General features: G+C 59.9%; 5 protein-coding genes and 1 pseudogene. All 6 read right to left on the bottom strand.

Translation table 11 applies throughout. The features are described from left to right. Nucleotides 1-377 precede the first annotated feature (377 nt). Nucleotides 378-1,619: a CocE/NonD family hydrolase gene (locus JWR14_RS18530; RefSeq protein ID WP_299709606.1), complete on the bottom strand. Its 1,242-nt coding sequence runs from the start codon at nt 1,617-1,619 to the stop codon at nt 378-380. A gap of 371 nt (nt 1,620-1,990) precedes the next feature. Further along, nucleotides 1,991-2,416, bottom strand: a complete 426-nt coding sequence (locus JWR14_RS18525; RefSeq protein ID WP_299709604.1) for a YchJ family protein — start codon at nt 2,414-2,416, stop codon at nt 1,991-1,993. Beyond that, nucleotides 2,413-3,021: a glutathione S-transferase family protein gene (locus JWR14_RS18520; RefSeq protein WP_299709602.1), complete on the bottom strand. Its 609-nt coding sequence runs from the start codon at nt 3,019-3,021 to the stop codon at nt 2,413-2,415. The genes JWR14_RS18525 and JWR14_RS18520 overlap by 4 nt, the downstream gene beginning before the upstream one ends. 47 nt (nt 3,022-3,068) lie before the next feature. Next, nucleotides 3,069-3,746, bottom strand: a complete 678-nt coding sequence (locus JWR14_RS18515) for an SDR family oxidoreductase (RefSeq protein WP_299709600.1) — start codon at nt 3,744-3,746, stop codon at nt 3,069-3,071. 21 nt (nt 3,747-3,767) lie between these two features. Beyond that, nucleotides 3,768-4,961 (bottom strand): acetyl-CoA C-acetyltransferase, encoded by a 1,194-nt coding sequence (locus JWR14_RS18510; protein WP_299709598.1) that lies wholly within the window; start codon nt 4,959-4,961, stop codon nt 3,768-3,770. Next, nucleotides 4,954-5,047 (bottom strand): annotated as a pseudogene (locus JWR14_RS18505) (carbonate dehydratase); the annotation flags it as partial. The pseudogene JWR14_RS18505 and the gene JWR14_RS18510, both read right to left, overlap by 8 nt.

Below are 5,047 nucleotides of genomic sequence, written 5' to 3'. Positions count from 1 at the left end.
GTCACTGGTGGCGAAGCGTGTGGGTATCGGTGTTCGGAGAAGGAGGGTTTCACACATCCGTGGCTCTGGCGAGCACCGTGCTTTTGGGGCACCTATGAATAGAAACTGCACGCTGTGGACACTTAGGATAGTGCGGTTAAAAGCGTTTTCTTTGCTTCGTTTCTTTGTCGCTAAGGACCAAGAAATGACGCGCTGCCACGCGCAGTGGCTAACAGTGATGAAGAAATTAGCCAACTCAAGCAGACCGCTAAGCTCGAAAGCAGCAACCCGGCATTAACTCAGAACCGCTAACGCAGAGCCTAGCAACCCGGTACTACAACGAAGCCACGAGCCGCAGCTACCAGCCTTTGGCTGCCTCAAAGGCAAATGCAAACGCCCTATCTCGAAGCTGTCTGCGTCTGCGCAGCATTGCGCTCATTCCAGACCACGGCGTTATTAACGGCATACAACCGGCATGGATCGCTGCTCTGCTTCTGACATCCTGCCAAGGCCACCGCCACGGGGTCGTCACCGCCTTCCGCCCACGACCACGCCCCCGAATCCGACACCGCGAACGCGCGGCTCGAATACTGATGCAGAAAGTTTTCGTAACCCTCGCGGCCGCGTTCATCGAGGAAAGGCACTGCAGTCACCGTATCCACATTCGCATAGCCCGTAGGCATAGGCGCCTGCGGATCCGAAACCTGATATTGCCGATCCGTCGGCATGCCAACCTCTTCGAGGAAGGTCTTCACGCGTGGCCACCAGATCGCCACACCGTCACGATCCCCAACCAGCCGATGTGCATCGTTCTTATAAGCGCCGAAATTCACCATGTCGGCCCTGGCACCGTGCGCGCTATACGACGCAAACATTTCATCAGGCAAGTTGCCCTGCCACACCGAGTCGTTGCTCCCGTACATCCACAACGACGGCAACTTCACGTGCTCACCGTATTCACCAAACGCGCTCGTCAGGTTTTTCTGCCATCCAGGACACTCATCCTGACGAAGGCCACCGGAGAAATTGATCAGGCCACGTACGCCCTTCTCTTCACGCGCGTCGCGCGCGCCATACGCCATGGTCACCAGCCCGCCGTGCGAAGCGCCCGCCACGACCACATGCTGGCTATCGACAAACGATTGCTTGTCCATGTAAGCCACCGTAGAGGCCACGTCACGCGCCTGCGTGAAACCGTTAGCTTCGACGTCGCAACCGTTGCCGGTATATTCCCCGCCCGATTCCGCAAAGCCACGGCGATTCGGCACGACAACCACATATCCATGACGCACGAACTCGCGTGCAAACGCGATCGGACGCGCGCGCGTCTGGTCATGCGCATTGCCAGGGAGCTTGCCGTGATTAAAGACGACCATCGGGAACGGACCCGGGCCATCAGGTTTGAAGATGGTGGTTTCAAGCGAGACATCGCCCGAAGGTACTTCGATGACAGACTCGTTGAGGTTTGAGTCGACAGCGGGAAGCGATGGGTCGAACGACCGCTGCACCGTGCCGAAGGCGGGTGCCTCGAGTTTCGCGTACTGCTGCGCACCCGGGAACGGCTCTGCAAGCGCCGAGGCGGACACCGCCGCGAGCGCACACACCATGACACAACCTGACAACACTTGCCTAAATGCCATCCCCGAAACTCCACCCGCTTCTAGACCCGGCTGATTTCTCAAAGCACGAGCCAGCTTATTGTCACAATCCACCGATCCGGACGTTCGCACTGTCAATCAGTATCGCTGGTCGGATCGTCAAGTCATGTCCCGAATAGACACGACAATGGGCTTCAATACGCAAAACAAGCAACACCGGCGCGCTGACAGATATTTGGCTTAAGAAACAGTAACTTAATATCATTCGCCAGCGACTGGCGAAAAGGTAGAGTACCCGGACAAAATGAATAGGCGCAATTAGAAAGTACCCGCGCGGCGCACTAATTTCGAGACGAAAGCAGACGTTAAGGAAATTATTGCCGCGACGCAGCAAGATTCGTCGTTGCGACGTTTCAATCGCGAAGATCACCGTCAACATAACGCCACAACCCGGCAGCATCGCGTGCGAAGCGGCTCGTCTCATGCAGCCGGAAAGCGCGTCCGCCGAGCTTGTATCGGGCGACAAATTCGACTTCAGCGTGATCGGCGTCAACGGGCGTGTGGCGTTTGATTTGCAAGCCGAGCCAGCGGGTGGCGGAGTCAGCTGAGGTTTCCAGGTCGCGGGGGCAAGTAGCTTCGGCCCAGGTCGCGCGCAAATACGCCGTGTTGCCAAGCACGTAGGCGGTGTAGCGCGAACGCATGAGTTCCATTGCGTTGCCCGCTGGTGCGCCGCCTTCTATGAAGCGTCCGCAACATTGCGCATATTGAGGCGGGCGTTTAACAACGCTGTTCAATCCCGGCGATGCACCCCCGCATGGGCATTCCCCGACTTCCTTCATACATCGACGCCCGGCATCTCAATGTGCCGCGGCTGCGCCTTCACGCGCGCAAGCCAAGCGCGAATCGCCGGATACCGGCCGAGGTCGAGGTTGGCTTCATCGGCGACATGGGTGTACGCGTACAGCGCAATGTCCGCGATGGTGTATTGCTCATCGACGAAATATTTCCGCGTCGCGAGATGCGTCTCCATCACGTCCAGCGCGCGATATGAACCAGCGGTTTTCTCGGGCAGGCGTGGATCGTCAGGGTGTTTGACGAACTGAAGAATGAAGCGAGCAACTGCGACGTTGGGCTCGTGACTGTATTGCTCGAAGAACATCCATTGCAGCACGCGAGCTCGCGAAAGACGGTCCGTAGGCAGCAGCGGCGTGCCTTCAGCGAGGTAAAACAGGATTGCGTCCGATTCGAACAGGCACGTGTGCTCATCGATCTGAAGCACCGGCACCTTGCCGTTCGGATTCAACTGACGAAACGCTTCGGTGCGCGTGGCGCCGTTCATCATGTCGACTTCGTGCCAGACATACGGCCGGCTTAGTTGCTCGAGCGCAAGCCGGACCTTGTAGCAATTCCCCGACGACGCCACGCCATGTACTTGATACGCCACTTCATGTCCTGTTCGGTTGTCTGAAACTGTTTATTTGCAACGCTCGCTCACCACGCGAGCGGCGTGCCGTCGTACTGCACGAACGAGCCGTTGAATTTCTTGGGGTTCGCCGCCGCCGCCGCGATCACCGCGCGCATTCCGGAAATGCTGTGAGCCGGTTCAATCGCCGCCGATGACCCGCCCATCTCGGTGCGCACCCATCCCGGATGCAACGCGATGCAAGTTGAGCCGCGCGCTTCCAGCGATGCCGCCTTCAACGCCGCATTTACCGCAGCCTTACTCGCGCGATACAACCAGCCCGCTGTCCCGTTCATCTCCGCGATACCGCCCATCTTGCTCGACACGACGGCGAGCACGCCATGTGCTGCGTCGGTGCGCGGCAGGAGAATGGGCAGCAATTGCATCGGGCCGCGGACATTAGTGTGCATGACGTGATCGAAATCTTCCGACAGCACGGTTTCCACGTGTTCGGTTCGCGGACCATACACGCCCGACACGATGATCGCGGCATCCAGTTTCTCGCCATCGAGTTGCAAGCCCAGCGCCGCGATCTGCTCGGGCTGGGTTGTGTCGACCGAGAAAGTCTTTGCGCCATTGGCTTCGAGTGCTTTCAATGACGCTTCATCGCGAGCGGTGGCGAGCACGCGCCAGCCGTCGCGACAATATCCTCGCGCGAATTCGTGGCCGAGTCCGCGCGACGCGCCCACGATCAATACGGTTTTCATGATGTTCCCCTGCACAAGGCTCTAAACCAGCTCAATCCCCATCGCCGTCGCTTCTCCGCCGCCGATGCACAAGCTCGCCACGCCGCGTTTCAAGCCACGCTGACGCAACGCGCCGATCAAGGTTACGAGAATCCGCGCGCCCGATGCGCCGATCGGATGCCCCAGCGCACAAGCGCCGCCGTTGACGTTGACCTTGTCGTGCGGCAAGTCGTGTTCCCGCATGGCGGCCATCGCGACAACCGCGAACGCTTCGTTGACCTCGTAGAGATCGACTTCGTTCGCGCGCCAGCCGTTCTTATCGAGCAGCTTGCGGATCGCACCAACGGGCGCAGTCGTGAACAACGCCGGTTCTTGCGCGAAGGTGCTGTGTCCGACGACTCGCGCGAGCGGCGTGACGCCGAGCCGTTTCGCTGTGGATGCGCGCATCATCACGAGCGCGGCGGCGCCATCGGAGATAGACGATGCGTTCGCAGCGGTCACCGTGCCGTCTTTCGCGAACGCGGGTTTCAGCGTAGCAATCTTGTCGATATTCGCCTTGAAGGGCTGCTCGTCGTGATCGATGACGGTATCGCCCTTGCGTCCTGCAACGGTGACCGGCGCGATTTCCCAATCGAAGGAACCGTCTTCATTGGCCCGTTTTGCACGACGCAGCGACTCCACCGCAAACGCGTCCTGCGCTTCCCGCGAAAACTTGTACGACCCGGCGCATTGCTCCGCAAACGCGCCCATCAACCGGCCTTTTTCATACGCGTCTTCGAGTCCATCGAGGAACATATGGTCGAGCACCTGGCCGTGGCCCATGCGCATGCCGCCACGCGCTTTGGGCAACAAATACGGTGCATTGGTCATGCTTTCCATCCCGCCCGCGACAATCACGTCCGCCGATCCGGCGAGCAGCATGTCGTGCGCGAACATGGCGGCGCGCATGCCGGAACCGCACATCTTGTTGACCGTGGTGCTGCCGACGGATAACGGCAAGCCCGCGCCGAGCGCGGCTTGCCGCGCGGGCGCCTGACCGAGTCCGGCGGGAAGCACGCAACCCATCACGGCTTCTTCGATCTGCTCGGGCTTGAGCCCGGCGCGCTCCACGGCGGCGCGGATTGCGACCGAGCCGAGTTGCGGCGCTGTCACCGAGGCGAAGTCGCCCTGAAAGGCGGCCATCGGCGTGCGTACTGCCGATACGATCACCACCGGATCATCTGCAAAATCAGTCATGTTTCAGCTCCTTGATCACACCTTTCACAATAGCCGGGACATCGCCGAGACGGGCGGCATCGGAGGCGAGCACATCGTTCTCCGAT

It is taken from the genome of Caballeronia sp. (genome assembly GCF_028292365.1).
In the GTDB taxonomy this organism is placed as follows: domain Bacteria; phylum Pseudomonadota; class Gammaproteobacteria; order Burkholderiales; family Burkholderiaceae; genus Caballeronia.
Note: the sequence above shows the minus strand (reverse complement) of the source record. Positions and strands in the feature narration are given on the sequence as shown.

Coding starts and splice junctions, on each gene's coding strand:
- JWR14_RS18515 (WP_299709600.1), bottom strand. CDS start 3,746: ATGAAAACCGTATTGATCGTGGGCGCGTCGCGCGGACTCGGCCACGAA.
- JWR14_RS18510 (WP_299709598.1), bottom strand. CDS start 4,961: ATGACTGATTTTGCAGATGATCCGGTGGTGATCGTATCGGCAGTACGC.
- JWR14_RS18525 (WP_299709604.1), bottom strand. CDS start 2,416: ATGAAGGAAGTCGGGGAATGCCCATGCGGGGGTGCATCGCCGGGATTG.
- JWR14_RS18530 (WP_299709606.1), bottom strand. CDS start 1,619: ATGGCATTTAGGCAAGTGTTGTCAGGTTGTGTCATGGTGTGTGCGCTC.